General features: G+C 64.4%; 11 protein-coding genes. 5 read left to right on the top strand and 6 right to left on the bottom strand.

All coding sequences use genetic code 11. The features are described from left to right. Positions 1-130: 130 nt before the first annotated feature. The 4 genes from LVJ94_51265 to LVJ94_51250 form a co-directional block, all read right to left on the bottom strand. Positions 131-2,710, bottom strand: coding sequence for a protein kinase (locus LVJ94_51265; GenBank protein ID WXB05266.1), 2,580 nt, complete (start codon positions 2,708-2,710; stop codon positions 131-133). Positions 2,711-2,791: 81 nt separating this feature from the next. Then, a complete protein-coding gene (locus tag LVJ94_51260) occupies positions 2,792-5,941 on the bottom strand; it encodes a multidrug efflux RND transporter permease subunit (protein WXB05265.1) in 3,150 nt (1,049 codons plus the stop codon). Between the two features lie 115 nt (positions 5,942-6,056). Then, on the bottom strand, positions 6,057-6,857 hold the full coding sequence (locus LVJ94_51255; GenBank protein ID WXB05264.1) for a methyltransferase domain-containing protein: 801 nt from the start codon (positions 6,855-6,857) through the stop codon (positions 6,057-6,059). A 202-nt stretch (positions 6,858-7,059) separates the two neighbouring features. Continuing rightward, positions 7,060-7,422: a hypothetical protein gene (locus tag LVJ94_51250; protein ID WXB05263.1), complete on the bottom strand. Its 363-nt coding sequence runs from the start codon at positions 7,420-7,422 to the stop codon at positions 7,060-7,062. 289 nt (positions 7,423-7,711) lie between these two features. Here LVJ94_51250 and LVJ94_51245 point away from each other — a divergent pair, with 289 nt between their 5' ends. The 5 genes from LVJ94_51245 (at position 7,712) to LVJ94_51225 (ending at position 14,637) form a co-directional block, all read left to right on the top strand. Further along, positions 7,712-8,077, top strand: a complete 366-nt coding sequence (locus tag LVJ94_51245; GenBank protein ID WXB05262.1) for a hypothetical protein — start codon at positions 7,712-7,714, stop codon at positions 8,075-8,077. A gap of 372 nt (positions 8,078-8,449) precedes the next feature. Continuing rightward, a complete protein-coding gene (locus tag LVJ94_51240; protein WXB05261.1) occupies positions 8,450-10,348 on the top strand; it encodes a ThiF family adenylyltransferase in 1,899 nt (632 codons plus the stop codon). Continuing rightward, positions 10,345-11,355, top strand: a complete 1,011-nt coding sequence (locus tag LVJ94_51235) for a ketoacyl-ACP synthase III (protein ID WXB05260.1) — start codon at positions 10,345-10,347, stop codon at positions 11,353-11,355. Before LVJ94_51240 ends, LVJ94_51235 begins: the two co-directional genes overlap by 4 nt. 147 nt (positions 11,356-11,502) lie before the next feature. Next, positions 11,503-11,955 (top strand): hypothetical protein, encoded by a 453-nt coding sequence (locus LVJ94_51230; protein ID WXB05259.1) that lies wholly within the window; start codon positions 11,503-11,505, stop codon positions 11,953-11,955. A gap of 144 nt (positions 11,956-12,099) precedes the next feature. Beyond that, entirely contained in the window at positions 12,100-14,637 is a 2,538-nt protein-coding gene (locus tag LVJ94_51225) for a protein kinase (protein ID WXB05258.1), read from the top strand. 17 nt (positions 14,638-14,654) lie between these two features. Here the strand turns inward: LVJ94_51225 and LVJ94_51220 are convergent, their stop codons facing one another. Beyond that, a complete protein-coding gene (locus LVJ94_51220; protein ID WXB05257.1) occupies positions 14,655-15,419 on the bottom strand; it encodes a hypothetical protein in 765 nt (254 codons plus the stop codon). A gap of 16 nt (positions 15,420-15,435) precedes the next feature. Then, complete coding sequence (locus tag LVJ94_51215; GenBank protein ID WXB05256.1) at positions 15,436-16,146, bottom strand: hypothetical protein; 711 nt, start codon at positions 16,144-16,146, stop codon at positions 15,436-15,438. Position 16,147 lies beyond the last annotated feature (1 nt).

Raw genomic sequence — 16,147 nt, 5'->3', positions numbered from 1 at the left:
GCCACGAGGTCCATGGGCCGACCCTCCGATCGATGGCAGGACCACGCGGCCCTCCCACGGTGATTGGGGGGTCCTCCGCGTTTCCGTCACCCAAATCGCGTGTATCGGTAGGCGAGCCGGTGCGTTCCGGTCAACGAGTCGACGCGGGGCAACGCAATGCTACATGGCGCGTTCGCGCAGTCCGGGCCGAGACGCTCCGCGGCTCCTTACCCCAACGCGATAGGACGACGTCGTACGCAGCACATGCCCCCGGCAAATCGCCCATTTGCTCGAGCGCCGCGCCGAGTTGGAGATGGGCCCACGTGTTCTCGAAGGGGAATTCGAATAGGTTGCAGGAGGCGGCACCGCGACGGAGATAGGGAATCGCTTTCTCCGCATCGCCCGAGATGAGGTACGTGCGACCGATCGCTTGATCGACCTGAGCGTCGCGTGCGAACGGGGGACTGATGGGCAAATACTCCGGCAGCGCGCGCAGAGCGTCGTCGGCATCCTCACGCGTTCTCACGGCGAGTGCATGGGAGATGATCCACATGAAATGTTTGTCACGCAGGAATTGCATGTATGGCGGCACGCGCGTGAGCCAAAGCCTGCGCCCCTGCTCGAAATCGTCGCGCGAGAGCCCTCCGGCCATGTACCGCATGCGAAACGCCAGAATCTCGCCTTGAGCCTCGGACGATGTGAGCCACGCCTCGCGCTTCGCCTGGTAGGCCGACGCAAGACGAGCCGCTCGGGCACGGTCCCCGAGCTCCATGGCCAAGGAAAACTGCAGTTGAGCGAAATATTCGTGCCTGCCCTCGAATGCGTCCTTGGTAAGCTCCGGTTCCCGCGCATCGAGCTCGCGCCTGGCCGCGTCGAAGTCGCCCGCCAATACGTAGAATGCGGCCTTCTTTTCGATATAGGAATTGCTTACGCGGTCCAGAACCTCCCGCGCACTCTCCATCGGCCCTCCGCGCGCCACGATGGCGCCCGCAAGTCGTGTCCCCCACATGCTCTTGACCCCTGGGAGGGTGAGGAGTGCACGCGCATGCTTCTCGGATTCGACGCATGATCCTTCGTTCTGTTCGAGCATGAGGAGCGCCTGGAGACACCCGTCTGCGTATGGTGAAATGCGCATGCATTCCTTCCACGCGTCGCGTGCTTTCACAGTTTGGTCCGAGAACGCCAATGCGAATCCTTTGATGGCCCATGCGAGCGCCAGGGATGGTTCGCGAGCGATAACTGAATCCAAGACTTCGAAGCTCTTCGCGTATTCGTTCTTTTCCAAGTAGGTATATGCGAGCACGAGCAGCACCATCCAATCCGATGGAAAGCGCTCTCGGGCTTCGAGCAGACGCTTCGCGCGCCTGTCCAGGTGAGTCGCCATGTCGTCCGCGGGCGCCAACGCTTCGAGCAAGGCAAGGTCACGGGCGCCCAATCGGTCACGTTGCAACGACGCGGCCTGGTGAGCCGGATGCGTCTCCTGGACGGCCTCCGCACGGAGGAGCGACAGATAAAGACGCGCCTGGACCAACCCCGGATCGAGTGCGAGCGCTTGTTCGAATCGTTGGCCCGCGGCCGCACGGGACGCATCGCGCCAGCTCTGGAGGCCCGCCTCGAGATGAACGAGTGCCTCGGGGTTCTTCGAAGCAGGTTCCGCGACGCTAGGCTGTGACGACAACGACCCTCGCGAAACGAGTCGCGGCCCGACGAACACCCCGCCGATGGCCAAAACCACCGCCCCAAGGGCCATCGCCCATGCGCGGCGGTTTCTAGGTTTGACGGCACCTTTCCCGCGGGCGCTCGGCACGACCGGCGGCGACGGCTCGATGGCGACAGTGTCCAGCGGCTTACCCAAAGCGCCCTCGAACACCTCGCGCAACGCAGCCCGCATCTCCGATGCCGACGGCCAGCGCGCCTGCGGATCGAAGGCGAGCGCCTTGTCGACGAATCGAACGATCGACGCCGGCACCTCGGGCACCACGTCGCCCAGCGAGCGGGCAGGCTGGGTCGCCGCGGCCACGAGCTGCGCCCCCACGTTCGAGGCCACATGAACGTGTTCCCCGGAAAGAAGCGCAAAGATGGTCGCCCCCACCGCCCAGCAGTCGCTCGGCGGGCCAATGGCATCGCTGTTTCCCACGGCTTGCTCGGGCGGCATGAACGCGGGCGTACCAATCATGGGGCCCGTCAAGGTCGCCGCCCCATCTCCATCGGTATGGCGCGCGATTCCGAAGTCGAGAACGCGAATCTCACCGCCCACCGTGATGAAGATATTCTCCGGCTTGATATCGCGGTGGACGATGCCCTTCGCGTGCGCGCTGGCCAGGACGTCGAGCACCTCCGACAGGATCCGTCCCACCTCCGCGATGGGCAGGCGGCCTTCGGCCCGACGGCACCGTTCGCGGAGCGTTTCCCCCTCGAGCAGTGGCATCACCAGAAATGCGGCCCCATGCTCGTCCACGTCGTCGTCGATCACGGGAACGGCGCCGGGATGTCCTACCCCGTTGGCGAGATACGCCTCGCGTGCAAAGTGCCGGCGCGCCGTCGAATCGTCCCCGAAGCGCTCGTGCAGGAACTTGATGGCCACCCGATGGCCATTGCGATGCTTGGCCGCGTAAACGGCCGCCATTCCACCCCACCCGAGCAGTCGTTCAATGGTGTATTTCTTCTGAACGACGGCCCCGATCCGCGACGTCTCGAGCTCGGAAGCTTGATGCAAAGGTGATGCAGGCATGCCCTCGGCCACGTACATGGTGCGCGGGCATTTCTTCGTGTGTCAAGGTCCGTTCGACGGCACCATTCGGCGCGACGGCGCTCACGACTGCGGAAGGTCGATCTCGGAGCGGGTCGAAAATGGAATCGCCATCGATATGGCTTCGCTCTCGGCCTCGGCCTCGGCTTTGAGGGCGTGCGACTTTCGACGGGTGAAGCGGTCCATGTACAGGTAAATCACGGGAACGGTGAACAACGTCAACGCTTGGGAAATGAGGAGGCCGCCGACGATGGCAATGCCCAATGGACGCCGCAGTTCCGAACCCATGCCGTGGCCCAAGGCAAGGGGCAAGGCGCCCAGCAAGGCGGCCATGGTCGTCATCATGATGGGACGAAAACGAAGCACGCTCGCCTTGTAGATGGCCTCGCGCGCGGAAAGGTTCTCGTCGCGTTCCACCTCGATGGCGAAGTCGATCATCATGATGGCATTCTTCTTCACGATACCGACGAGAAGAATAATCCCGATGATCGAAATCACCCCCAGTTCCGTCTTGAACGCCAACAGTGCGAGCAGCGCGCCGACGCCGGCGGACGGCAGGGTGGAAAGGATGGTGATCGGGTGAACGAGGCTTTCGTAGAGCACCCCCAGGACGATGTACACGATGAAGATCGCGGCCATGATCAAAACCGGCTGGCTCGAAAGCGAGGATTCGTAGGCCTGCGCCGTCCCTTGGAAATCGGCATGGACGCTCGGGGGCAGGCCAATGGCTAATTCGGCGCGGTGAACGGCATCCACGGCTTGGCCGAGGGCCACGCCCGGCGCCAGCGCGAACGAAACGGTCGTCGCGGGGAACTGGCCTTGGTGCGGAATGGCCAGCGACGTGGGCCGCACCTTCTGCGTGACCAAGCTGGCCAGCGGAACTTGGCTGCCATCGGCGGCGCGCACGTAAATCGATTGGAGACCGTCCGTATTCTTCAGATATTCGGGCTTCATCTCCATCACCACGCGGTACTGATTCACCTGGGTGTAGGTGATGGCGACCTGACGCTGCCCATAGGCGTCATAAAGCGCGTCGTCGATGTCCCTGGGTGAAACGCCCAGGCGCGCCGCCGTATCGCGATCGATGGCAAATGCCATCTCGAGGCCGGCGATCTGCTGATCGCTCGCCACGTCGCGCACCTCGGGCAGCTTCTTCAAGGCCTCCACCACCTTCGGCGTCCACTCGCGCAGCTCCTCGAGGTTCGTATCCTGCAGCGTGTATTGATATTGCGTCCGCGAAAATCGTCCTCCCACGCGAACGTCTTGATTCGCTTGCAGGTAAACCGCGACGCCGGGAATCCGCTCGAACTTCGGGCGCAGCCGCGCGATCACCTCGTCGGCCGACGATTGTCGCTCGGCGAGCGGTTTGAGCGCCACGTACGCCGACCCCGTGTTGACCGGTCCCCCGCCGCCCACGAAGGATACGCTCTGCGCAACGTCGGGATCGGCCCGCAAAATGGCGTCGACCTGAGCCTGGCGCTCCTGCATGACGGCAAAAGACGTATCTTGTGCAGCCTCGACGAATCCGGAAATGAAGCCCGTATCCTGCTGCGGGAAGAAGCCTTTCGGGACGATGACGTAGAGCGCGACGGTCAAGCCGAGGGTCGCCAAGGTGATGAACAGCGTCAGCCGGTGGTGCCCGAGCACCCAACGCAGCCCGCGCGCGTAGCCGTTCAGCATCCGCTCGAAAAAGCGTTCGGAAGCTTCATAGAGAGGGCCGTGCGTCTCTTCGTGCTTCGGCCGCAGAAGGCGCGCGCACATCACCGGCGTCAAGGTCAGCGACACCACCGCGGAGACCGCAACGGCAATGCTCAAGGTCACGGCGAATTCGCGAAAGAGGCGACCGATGATGCCGCCCATGAGCAAAATCGGGATGAATACCGCGATGAGCGACACCGTGATCGAGACGACGGTGAAGCCAACTTGGCGTGCGCCTTTCAGCGCGGCTTGCATCGGTGAGTCGCCAAGCTCGATGTAACGGGTGACGTTTTCGGTCACCACGATGGCATCGTCGACGACGAAACCAGTGGAGATGGTGAGCGCCATCAGGGACAGATTGTCCAAGCTGTAATGGAGCAGGTACATCACCCCGAACGTCGCCACGATGGAGAGCGGTACGGCCACGGTGGGGATCACGGTCATGCGCCAATTGCGCAGGAACGCGAAGACGACCAGCACCACCAGGCCCACGCTCAAGAACCAGGTTTGCTCCACGTCCCGCACGGACGCGCGAATGGTCTGACTGCGGTCTGCGACCACGCTGACGTCGATGGCCGGCGAAAGCGAATCCGTGAGACGTGGCAACATGGCCCGCACCCGCGCGATGACGTCGATGATGTTCGCCCCCGGCTGCCGCCGCACGAAAATGAGCACGGCCGGCTTACCATTCGCCCACCCCGCGACCCGGCTGTCCTCCACGTCGTCGATCACCCGCGCAACGTCTTTGAGGCGCACCGTCGCCCCATCTCGATGCGCCAGGACCAGCGGCTCGAATTGCTTGGCACCAAAGAGTTGATCGTTGGCCGACAGCGCGTGCGCTTGCTGGGCATCGCCGAGCGCGCCCTTGGGTTGATCGACCGTCGCTTGCTCGAGCGCCTGGCGAACGTCCACCATGCCGAGCCCCATTCCCGCGAGGGCGACGGGATCGACCTGCACGCGCACGGCAGGCTGCACGTCGCCCCCGGTGAAGACCTGCCCGACACCGGGCACCTGCGAAATCTTGTGGGCCAGAACGGCATCGGCCGCATCGGCGACCTGCGGCAATGGCAGCGTATCGCTCTTCACCGCGAGGACGAGGATGGCCGGATCCGATGGATTCACCTTCCAGTAGCCCGGCCGCCACGGCATGTTGGCCGGCAATTCGCCGGCCGCCGCGTTGATCGCCGCCTGCACATCGCGCGCAGCACGATCCACGTCGCGCCCCAGCTCGAACTGCATCTGAATCGACGTGCTACCGAGGCTGCTCGACGAGGTGATCTCGGTGATGCCGGCAATCCGAGCGAAGCGCCGTTCGAGCGGCGTGGCCACGGCGGACGCCATGGTCTCCGGGCTCGCGCCGGGCAAATTCGCCCACACGTTGATGGTTGGGTAGTCGATGCGGGGAAGCGACGCGACCGGCAAAAAGAGGAACGCGACGATTCCCGCCAGGAGCACCGCCGCCGCCATGAGGGAAGTGGCAATGGGACGCTGGATGAACGGGGCCGAGATATTCATCCGAAACCGCCCATACTTCGCCGTGGGCGGCCCCCAAATTTCGCGATGCCGAGAAAAAGGTCAAGGAACGGCGTGCCAGCGCCTCAACGGTCGCGCACGCTATGCGCGGAATGTTCTATTTTCGCCCCACGCTGGTCAGCAGGAGCGGCGAAAGGCGGACGAAGTCGGGGTGCAGCAGGAGGGCGCGCACCTGTTCGAGCTGGCCGTGGCTCATACCGGCGCGACGAAGCTGGCCCTCGAGCTGAAAGGAGTTGGCCCGATCGAGCAAGCACCCGGACTGGCCGCCGGCCCACGACTGGACGTCGATCTCGGTGTACACCTCGGCGAGGCCCGCGGCGCGCATGGTCGCGTGGATGCGCCGCGCCCACGTCAGATCGGCACCGTTGCGGACCGCGATATCGGCCAGCGTGCGATTGAAAAGGTCGAAGAGCGCCTCATCGCCCGAATTGGGAGCATGCAGAACGAGATCGGAGGCGGTCGACCAATGAAAGTCGGAAATGACCAAGTACCCGCCGGGCGCGAGGGCCTGGGCGAGCCGGTGCAAAACGCGTTCACGCTCCGGGAGGTGCATGAGCACCAACCGCGCGTGGATCACGTCGAAGGCGTGCGCCGGGACCTCGTCGGTGCGCACGTCGAAGCGACGCACCTCGATCCCATGGTGCGCAGGGACATGGTGCGGCTTGAGATCGCCGGCGACGACATACCCATCCGCGCCAACTCGCCCGGCGAGCCAGGTGGCGATGGTCCCCGCGCCGGAGCCGATGTCGAAACATCGCCAACCGGGTCCCACACCGGTGTTGGCCAACACGCGCTGGCTGTGCGGATCCAACAGCTCCGCAAGGTGATCGAGCTGCTCCGCCGCAGCGGGAATATCGTTGTCGAACGTGTATCGTCCCGTCGTCTCGGCCGTGGGCATGGCCACTGACTAATGGAGTCCGCACCATTTGAAAACGAAATAGGTATGGCCATTTCGGCTAGTGCCTATTGCGACGTCCGGCGGCGTACGAATTATTCGACGGGCGCGTACCCCGATGTTCATCGGGCTGCAGCGAGGTGGCGGGCGCCGAACTTCCGCGCCCGCCGCTCGGGACTTCCCATTCAAGTAAGCGCGATACTAGCTACTGATTGCACTGCAGATTGCCATTGTTGTTGGAGAGGTCCCCTGCGCAGCCCGCGGAACCGGGAGGGGCGCTCCAGGATCTCCGCCCGGTGGTCGAGCCATCGATCCGCTTGCACGACGCGGCATCGGCGTAGAGGATCGGGCGGCCGTCCCACGGCTCGTAGAATGTTCCAATGCATGACCGCGTGAACGAGGCACTCGACAGTATCGCCTCGTGTCCGCCTGCTGCTTCATCTTTTTGGACCAATTCATTGCTGGTGGACTCGACGTCTTCGACCTTCGAGTCTGCGCCGCATCCCGGCAGAGCCCCAAAGATTCCCACGGCCGCGAGCATTGCACGAAATATCGTCACATTGTTCATTGCACGCTCCCTAATCTAGGACCAAGAGCCTCGACGTATGGCTCGCATAGGCGAAACTGCATTGCCGACAAGGCCGGCAATTCAACTGAGCCGCACGATCGCCGACTGACTCGGCGATGTTCGTTGCCATAACAAGTGTCGTGCCGTCGAAATCTCATTCGTCGATTGCAAAAATGCGCTCGAATTCAACCAATGAGTTACGGACGAATGTACCGTGTCGGACGGTACGATGTACCGCCGTCGGTACAGCGCTCTACCTGATCGGCGCCCGAAGCGGTAAGCTCCCCGCATGCGCGAACGCCAAGAGACCAAGGGGCAATTCACCATTTTCGGCAAGGACGACGACGACTTCAGCGACATCGTCGCGGCGGTGGTCGTCAAGGACGGAAAGGGCGGCATCGCTGGAGAGGCGCGGCTCACCGTTCCGATGCTGGCCATCCTCCGGCAACGGCACCAGCTTCCCACCGCAGGCGTGCTCGGCGGGGAGTTCGATATCGACAAGAACATCTTCACACGAGGGACCGAGCGAGGCTCGCTCGAGGCCCTTCGCGATCTCCTCAAGGCCGAGGGCTCGGCGCCCATCGTCTTCTACACCCACGCGCTGCTCAAGGGGCTCGCGTACGAACTCACTGACGATCAGCGCTGGGAACTGTGACCGGCTCCGGGGGGGGGCGCCTGGCCACGAATGAAATCCGATTAAGCTTTCTTGAAATATCCAATTTGCGCGCAAGGCACCCCCGGTGAGAATCGGCCGGTCGTGAGACGTGCGCCTGTCCCGCGACGGCCATCGCGCCCCTGAACGAGGTCGCGGGCGGACAAAATGAAGTCCACGCAAGCGCCATGAGTTCGGTGCATCCGGCGAATCATGGATTCATCGTCATGGTCGCAAATTGGATTAAAGGCACTCGACCAAAATGGCAAATTGTGATGAAAGCAGATCGCGAAAGCGGTGAGTTCCACCCCCGCGAGGCACGAAGTCATGAATCGTTCAAATGAGCCCGAACGACCGGGTACTTGCGAGAGCACTATGGAATCAGGGGCAATCCCGAGAATCATTTATTCATCGCATCGGGCGGATGACGATGTTCGAGAAGCACCGGAGCGGCCGCGGGATGGCCGCGGAGACGCCCCCGCGGCGCAGTGGTATGTCACCGCGTTCCAGGTGCCGCGCCGTCCATCGGCCAATGCGGATCAAGTGACCGAAATACGGGCTCTTCGCGCCAAGGTTCTCTTCGATCGAGGGCGCCGACCCGCCTTTCAGCACCGGGACGGAACGCATATCGACGACCAAGACCTCGACTATGGCGCGTGGCACTTCATCGCCCGGCGCGAAGCCGAGGGGCCCCCGCTTGGATACATTCGCCTGTCGACGCCGGCAACGGGAGATCTGTTCCAATCGCGCGCGTTTCTCGGCAGCGAACGCTATGAGGAATTCCTGCGTTCCGAGGGATTCGCTCTCGAGGAGACCTTCGAACATAGCCGCCTGGTGGTCGAACACCGGGCTCGCAAATTGGGGCTGGGTGTCTATTTGAATGCTCTGGCCATCGCCGCCGCGCAGTCTCTCGGGGCCAAGGCGATGATCGGGACGTCGGGTACCAAAGACGGCCAGGACCACTTCCACGAGCGATTTGCCTTCCGAAGCGTGCCCGGTACGCGCCGCTACGTCGAGCACTACACCGAGGACGTGGTTCTCATGTTTTACCGCACCGCCGACGGCGCCGGTCGATACACGGAGCTCGTCGCGCGATTGCGTGAAGAATTTCCCGCGCTCGCCGCCGCCGGCCGCGCGGGACCGCGCCCTCCCTCGAAGCGTGAAATTCCGGTCCACGCGGCCAGTTGGCGCCCCGTCCTCTTTGCGCCCGCACAGCAAGACCAACGGCACGCGTTGAATGCGCTGCGGGAATCCGGCGAGGTGCGCGAACTGCATGACACCATCGATGCCCAACTCACCGAGTTGATTCGCAGCCGGGAACCCGGCGAACGGTTCGATGCCGAGGCCCTGGAGCGGAAGAAGGCCGAGCAGCTCGCGGGTGTCGATGCGTCGGATTACGGAACTTGGGTGTGGTACCCGTGGTCGGGGCGGCTGGTGCATCTGCTCCCGTGCGAGGAATTTCGCCTGGTGCGCACCGATCGCAATCGCGGAAAACTCGAGCGTCCCGAGCAGCGCCACCTCCTTGGCTTTCGCATCGGCATCGTCGGGCTGTCGGTCGGAAACGCGTCCGCGCTCACCTTCGTTCTCGAGGGGATCGGCGGCGCGTACAAGCTCGCCGACTTCGACGACTTCAGCCTGTCGAACCTCAATCGGCTGCGCGCCGGGGTGCACGACTTGGGCGTGAACAAGTCGGTCATCTGCGCCCGGCAGATGTTCGAAATCGATCCCTACATCGATATCGAGATTTACCCCCAGGGCCTCACCGAGGCCAACATGACCGACTTCTTCTGCGGGGGCCGTGGCCCCATCGACCTGCTCGTCGAAGAATGCGACACGCCGTTCGTGAAAATCGCGGCCCGCGAATACGCCCGCGATTTGCGTATCCCCGTGGTCATGGATTGCAACGACCGAGGCATGCTCGACATCGAGCGCTTCGACCTCGAACCCGGCCGGCCGCTGCTCCATGGCTTCGTGGGCAACATTTCGTCGCGCGACCTTTCGAGTCTGAGCCACGAGCAAAAGGTCGCCCTCATTTTGCGAATGGTCGACGCCAAACGAATCAGCCCCGAGCTCGCGGCATCGTTTGGTCAGCTCGGGCGAACGTTGAGCAGCTGGCCGCAACTCGCATCCGGGGTGGCCCTCGGTGGTGCGCTGACCGCGGATGCAGCCCGCCGCATTTTGCTCGACCAGCCGTGCGCATCCGGTCGCTATTACGTCGACTTCAACGAGCTGATCACGCCCGAGCGCGACACGACACGGGAGTCCTTCGAATGAGCGCGCGGCAATACGGACTACCGGTATCCATCACGGTATCCGGAACGGGGGTGCATCTGCCGGATACGGTGGTGACCAATCGGATGCTCGAAGAAACGTTGGAGACGTCGGACGAGTGGATCGTACGCCGCACCGGCATTCGCGAGCGGCGCTGGCTCGCCCCGGAACGGGCCACCTCCGACATGGGAATTGCCGCCGCTCGAAGCGCCCTGCAAGCGGCAGGCATGCCGGCGAGTGACGTCGACGCCATCGTGGTGTCGACGTACACCTACGATCAACCGCTTCCATCGACGGCGCTCATCATCAAGGATGCCCTCGGTGCGCCGCGTGCCCTTCCCTTCGACGTAACACAGGCGGCGTGCGCGGGCGGCGTGCAGGCCATGCTCCTCGCCGCCCATTTGCTGCAGAGTCCCGCCATGGAGACTGTGCTGGTCATTGCCGCCGACTGCGCGTCGCGGGTGACCGATCCCCGGGACCGTGTCACGCGGATCTTTTTTGGCGATGCCGCGGCCGCCGCCGTGGTCACCCGCGCAGCCTCGGGCTCGGGTGCGGGGTTGCTCTCGTGGGATTATGGCTCCCAATTGTCCTACGACGTGGAGATCCAGGCCGGCGGCTCCCGCGTTCCGCCCAGCGCTGCCACCATCGCCGACCGACGCCATTATCTGCGCATGGACGGGCGCGCCGTTTGGAACACGGCGACGGCGAACCTGCCCGAGAGCATCGCCAACGCCGCGCGCCGCGCCCAATTGCCCATCGGCGAGATTACGCACTTCTTTCTGCATCAAGCCAACTTGAACATTCTCACCGAAACGATGACCCACCTCGGGGTTCCGATGGACCGAGCCCCGGTGACGCTCGACAAGCTCGGCAACACCGGCGCCGCCGGCATGTTCACCGCGTTGCACCAGACCTTCGCCCAGGGCCGGTTGAAGCCCGGCGACACGTACATCTTGTCGGCCATCGGCGCCGGATTTCAGTGGGGCACCTTGTGCTTCCGTCACGCGTGAGCGCGCTTCACGGCCATCGGGTGCGCGGAGCCGCCATAACCAAATAGGCCCAACGCGAGCGCAGGCGTCGCGTACGGATGGGATCGGCGAGATCTCTAGGAGCGCAGCCCGGTGGCGTGTACATTTCGCCGGGGACCTCGCTCTACGATGACCGACTCCATCCTGTTTGCGGCCGAAGGGCCGGCGTCCGATCTTCTCACCCTCGTGCAAGAAGACGGAATCCACGAGCTTCTCGACATGTACCCCGCGTGCGAGCTTCCGAGCGATGCCGCCATGGATACGCTGGCCGCGCTGCTCGGGTGCGCGGACGCCGAGGACGAGACGGCGCCGGACGAAGAGGCGAACGATGACGATGGGCCGTGGGTGTTGCCGGCCCCCGAACGATTCCGCGCGATCGTCCGCGCCTTGGACGGAAAAGACCTCGAGGCCCTCGCCGCACGATGGCGCGAGACGCACTTGGCGAAGGTGCCATCGTCCGAGCGCGGTGACTGGAAAGATCCTTCGATGGCCCATCAGCTCCGGGCGACGCTCGACGAACTCGCGCAGGTCGGAGGGGCCATGGCCTTGGGACGCTCGCTCTTCGTGGCCATCGAGCGCTAGTCCTGCCCCTCGCCCGAATTCGCGCGGCTGCGTGGTGTATGGGGCACACCCTCCAGCGAGCGCAGCCTGTACACACGGCACGAGCTCCACACGCCGACGTGCACAGGCTCGTTGCGCAGCCATGATGTATCCTGGCAGGGAAGGATGAAGGGCGACGGTTTGATCGAAACGGATATCACGGCGGTCTCGGAAGAGCGCCTCGAGATCGCGTTGCGCCCGGGTGCCGTCTTCGGAACGCGCTATGCCCTCGAGGAGCGCATCGCCTCGGGACGCACCGGGGAACTCTTTCGCGCCCTCGATCTGCGATTGCAACGGCGCGTCGCGCTCAAGGTCCTTCGCCACGACGTCGGCAGCATCGCGCAGGCACGCATCGCGGCCGCGCTGGAGCATCCCAACGTGGTGGCCATCCACGATGTGGGCGTGCGTGAGGGAATGCCATTCATCGCCATGGAGTACGTGGACGGGCGACCTCTGCGTACCTTCGTGGGAAGTGCGATATCGGTCGAGACGAAGCTCGCGTGGATGATCGAGGTCGCACGGGCCCTGGCGGCGGCGCACGAGAAGGGGCTCGTGCACGGCGACATCAAGCCGGACAACATCCTGATCTGCGACGACAACGGCATCGTCAAGGTGCTCGACTTCGGCGGCGCGCACGTGGGAACGCCGGGCTACATGCCCCCCGAGCAGGTCCGCGGTGAGGCGGTGGATGCGCCGGTCGACCAGTTTGCGTGGGGCGTGGTGGCCTACGAGCTGTTCGCCGGCAAGCTTCCCACGCCGACGTCTCCACACCTCACGAACGTGCCCTTCGAGGTGGCACAGGTCATCGCACGCGCCCTCTCCATGCGCCCCGAGTCGCGCTACGCTTCCATGGAGGAGGTGGTGGCCGCCCTGGCAGATCCACGTCTGCTCGGGATCCACGGCATGGTCCGCGCTACGAAACCGCAGCGGCTGGCAAGGTGGCGATCGCCACGCATGTGGCTCCCCGTGCTGGGGGCCATCGCCGTGGCGGCGGGCACCTTGCAGCTATGTGGGCGCAACCGCGACACGCCGTCTTCCGAGATCGCGGCCTCGGGGGCGATCGACATGCCGGTGACCGCCATTCCCCTGTCCCCCACGTGCAACAAGACGGCGGAGATCCATTACCGCCGCGGGCTCGTGTCGCAGCGTGAGGCCACGTGGGAGCTCGCGCGTCCCGCGTTCGAGCAAGCGGTGGGGGCCGATCCGGAGTGCAAAGAGGCGCAACTGCAACTGCTCATCACCGCGTACTTCCGCTACTCGGTGACCAAAGAGCGCGAGCAGTTCCGCCGGGTCATCTCCATGCGCGATGCCCTTTCGGAGCGCGATCGCGCGCTGCTCGATGCGTGGACGCCGCTCGTGGCCTCCGAGCCGGCCAACCGCGAGGAGGCGGCGCGTAGGTTCGATGCCGCGGTGGAACGCTACCCGCGCGACGCGCAAATTTTGGCGCTGGCCGCGATGATCCACGGGTTTCTCGCGCTCGACACCACGCAGCTCGAACGGTGCGTGGCGCTCGCGCGCAGGGCCATCGTGGTGGATCCGAAGTACGGCGAGGCCATGCAAATCATGGCCAGCGCGCTCTCGCGGCTCGGGCGACACGACGAGGCGATGCAGGCGATCGATCAATGCATGAACGTGGCACCGGGCTCGGGGGAGTGCCTGCTCGAGCGCATTCGCATCCAGAGCCTGCGCGGGCAATGCAGCGAGGCGGTCACCTCGGCGCGGAAGTGGATCAGCAACGTACCCACGAGCTCCGGTGCGTACCGGCACTTGGCCAACACGCTCGCCTCGGAGGGCGCCTCCATCGAGGCCGTGGAGACGGCGCTTCAACAATGGCACAACAACCACCCCGACGAAGGCCAGCGCGCGACGTACATTTACCATCGGGCATCGCTCGCCGCGTTCTATGGGAACTTCGTGTCCATGGAGGAGCTCACCAAGGAGCTGATCGCGGGCGTCGAGGAATCGGCCACGCTGTTCGATCACGCGCGGGCGGCGTCGATGCAGGTCGAGCTCTTGACGGAGACCGGTAGAAGCGCGGAGGCGGCGGCGGTCGCCGAGCAATTCCTACGGCGCAGGGATGCCTGGACGGAGGGCTTCAGCATCACCACACCGTACGAGCCGGCGATGTTCGGGGTGCTGCTGCGCGAAGGCAAAATTTCCCGCGAGCGGTGGGTGGAGCTGTCGGAGACGTGGGAGAAAAATGCGCTCTCCACCTTGAGCCGGCAGCAGGCGTGGGGTCTTCGCTGGGGTGCCGCGCTCAATCCGTTCTACTGGCAGGACCAATCCGATGCGCGCGAGCTTGCCGCCACGGCGTGGCGCATGCGCCCGCCGCCGTTGCCGCAAGGCCGTTCGCACGAGCAGCCGCTCTCGCTGGGTCTTCTCGCCGATGCGTTTCAAGGGCGCATTGCACTGACGACCGGCGCCGACGACGCCGAGGCCGCGCAGCTCTTCGAACCGATGGCGCAAAACTGCCACGTACTGGAGCAACCCTTCGCCAGCGTGCGCACGCATCAATGGATGGGCGAGGCCAAGGAGCGGCTGGGCGACAAAGACGCCGCATGCCGAGAATACGGCATCGTGCTGGAGCGATGGGGGGAGGCCAAACCTCGCTCCACGACGGCAACGGCCGCGCGCAAACGGAGCGAGGCTCTCGGTTGCAAATAGTCGCGTAGTCCCTGGATTCAGTTCGCCGCCCTTCGACGAACAATGGTGCCATGGGTGCCGCCGGCGAAGACGTCGCCGGTGCCCGTGCCCCAGAGGCTCTTCAGGTCGTGCGTGGTCCCGCTTTCGTGTTGGGTCCACTTGGCGCCGTCGTAGTGCAGAATCTGCCCGCCGTCGCCCACGGTCCAAATGTCATTGGGGCCCGTTCCCCAGGTCTTGCGCACGTTCGCTTGCGCAGGCATGGGGGACGACGTCCAGGCCTTGCCGTCCCAGCGCTGGAGGACGTTCGCATTGACGATCCATACCGCCGAGGCGCTGGTTCCCCAGATGCGTCCGCCCTCCACCGAGGCCTGCGTCCAGCGTGCGCCGTCGTAGTGGAAGACCTTTCGAACCTTCGCCGTGTATGGCGAATCGTCCGCCGTGGCCCAGATATCCGATTTGGACGAACCCCATAGGTCGATGAAGTACATATCTTTGATCGGCGCCACATTGGTCCACGTCGTGCCGTTCCAATGGGTAAGCATATCGAGTCCGCCAATCCAAATGTCGTCGGCCGCGGCCACGTAAAGGGAGTCCACCCCCCATGGGACGGGGGCGTGGAAGAGTTCCACGGACTTCCATTTGGAGCCGCCGTCCTGCCGCGTTCCGTCGTACTGCAGGAGCCGCCCGCGGTCGTTGATGACGTTCGTGTACCCCGCCATCCACGCATGCTGCGGGTCGATGGCCCAAAAGGACGTGATGGCGTTGTAGCTTGCTTGCGAATCCGCCAAAAAGCGACACAACATGCAAATATATTTCGCATCATTGCACACAAATGCCGGTGGCCGTATCGCAGGTTCGCTGCGACGAATAATTGGAGCAATCGTTGCTACTGAAACATGCCCCCATGCGTCTGACGTAAATCGTATATCCCGGGGCGAACCAGTCACCGTTGAGCACGAGATGGACGGTGCCGGCTTTGGAGACGCCGAATTTCGGATTGATGAATCCCGCGCGCACTTCGCACGCGAGCTCGGTGCTCGCATTGGCCTGGCAGGCGGTCCGCACGTCCACCGTCGCATCGGGCTGCGAAGGGCCGCTGGGCGGGCTGTCCGACGCCCAAAGGATTTGATAATTGCCGGGCTTCGCCGTGAATGTCAGGTGACTCTTGCGGCGCCCCTTGTCGGTGCAGGTGCTCGGGTCGTCGGCAGCGCCGGTGGCCTTTCCCGTGAATCCCTTGTTGGCGTCGACCTGTGCGGTGATATCGATCGCCTCGGCGCAGGTTTCCCCGGACGGGCCAGGCTTTGCGTCCGACGTGGACGACGCGTCCGACGCGTCGCCATTCGAACTTGCGTCGCCCGGCGCGGCATCGTTGGCCGCGTCGTTCAGCCCCGTGTCGAGGGCGGCGTCCGGGCCGCCATCGGAGCCCCCACCTCCTCCCGAGGGGCTTTCATCCGAGGAACAGGCCGCGATGGCGGCACTCGTCGCGAGAGCGACACCGAGCAAGGAAAGAAAGCGTTGGACCATGTGCACG

Source organism: Sorangiineae bacterium MSr11367 (assembly GCA_037157805.1).
In the GTDB taxonomy this organism is placed as follows: domain Bacteria; phylum Myxococcota_A; class Polyangia; order Polyangiales; family Polyangiaceae; genus Pendulispora; species Pendulispora rubella.
Note: the sequence above shows the minus strand (reverse complement) of the source record. Positions and strands in the feature narration are given on the sequence as shown.

Excerpts from the sequence above, each read along its gene's own strand:
- LVJ94_51265 (WXB05266.1), bottom strand. The coding sequence starts at position 2,710 with ATGCCTGCATCACCTTTGCATCAAGCTTCCGAGCTCGAGACGTCGCGG.
- LVJ94_51260 (WXB05265.1), bottom strand. The coding sequence starts at position 5,941 with ATGAATATCTCGGCCCCGTTCATCCAGCGTCCCATTGCCACTTCCCTC.
- LVJ94_51255 (WXB05264.1), bottom strand. The coding sequence starts at position 6,857 with ATGCCCACGGCCGAGACGACGGGACGATACACGTTCGACAACGATATT.
- LVJ94_51250 (WXB05263.1), bottom strand. The coding sequence starts at position 7,422 with ATGAACAATGTGACGATATTTCGTGCAATGCTCGCGGCCGTGGGAATC.
- LVJ94_51245 (WXB05262.1), top strand. The coding sequence starts at position 7,712 with ATGCGCGAACGCCAAGAGACCAAGGGGCAATTCACCATTTTCGGCAAG.
- LVJ94_51240 (WXB05261.1), top strand. The coding sequence starts at position 8,450 with ATGGAATCAGGGGCAATCCCGAGAATCATTTATTCATCGCATCGGGCG.
- LVJ94_51235 (WXB05260.1), top strand. The coding sequence starts at position 10,345 with ATGAGCGCGCGGCAATACGGACTACCGGTATCCATCACGGTATCCGGA.
- LVJ94_51230 (WXB05259.1), top strand. The coding sequence starts at position 11,503 with ATGACCGACTCCATCCTGTTTGCGGCCGAAGGGCCGGCGTCCGATCTT.
- LVJ94_51225 (WXB05258.1), top strand. The coding sequence starts at position 12,100 with ATGAAGGGCGACGGTTTGATCGAAACGGATATCACGGCGGTCTCGGAA.
- LVJ94_51220 (WXB05257.1), bottom strand. The coding sequence starts at position 15,419 with ATGTTGTGTCGCTTTTTGGCGGATTCGCAAGCAAGCTACAACGCCATC.